Genomic DNA, 382 nt, shown 5'->3' with positions numbered 1-382 from the left:
TTTTTTGTCGGTTATCTAGTTTTCAAGGATCCTCTGATACATACATTTGGTGGAGCCTAGCGGGATCGAACCGCTGACCTCCTGCGTGCAAGGCAGGCGCTCTCCCAGCTGAGCTAAGGCCCCAAATAAAGGTATATATACAATTAAACGTCATCTGCTTGTGGCATTTCGAACAATAAAGTACGAAATGGTGGGCCTGAGTGGACTCGAACCACCGACCTCACGCTTATCAGGCGTGCGCTCTAACCGGCTGAGCTACAGGCCCACAGACAAATGAAGCACGTACGATGAATCCAATACGCGCGTGAAAGGTAATTACCCTCTCAAAACTGACAAAAGCCATGACGTATGAGGGCGTGCGCCCCCCGCTTTGATGTTCGTC

The 382-nt window shown here is 50.3% G+C and carries 2 tRNA genes; both read right to left on the bottom strand.

What is annotated here, in order from left to right:
• Positions 1-47: 47 nt before the first annotated feature.
• Positions 48-123 (bottom strand) — tRNA-Ala (locus G4V62_RS21135).
• 65 nt (positions 124-188) lie between these two features.
• A tRNA-Ile gene (locus G4V62_RS21130) sits at positions 189-265 on the bottom strand.
• Positions 266-382 lie beyond the last annotated feature (117 nt).

Source organism: Litoribacterium kuwaitense (assembly GCF_011058155.1).
GTDB lineage: Bacteria > Bacillota > Bacilli > Bacillales > DSM-28697 > Litoribacterium > Litoribacterium kuwaitense.
This window is presented reverse-complemented; position numbering and strand designations above follow the sequence as displayed.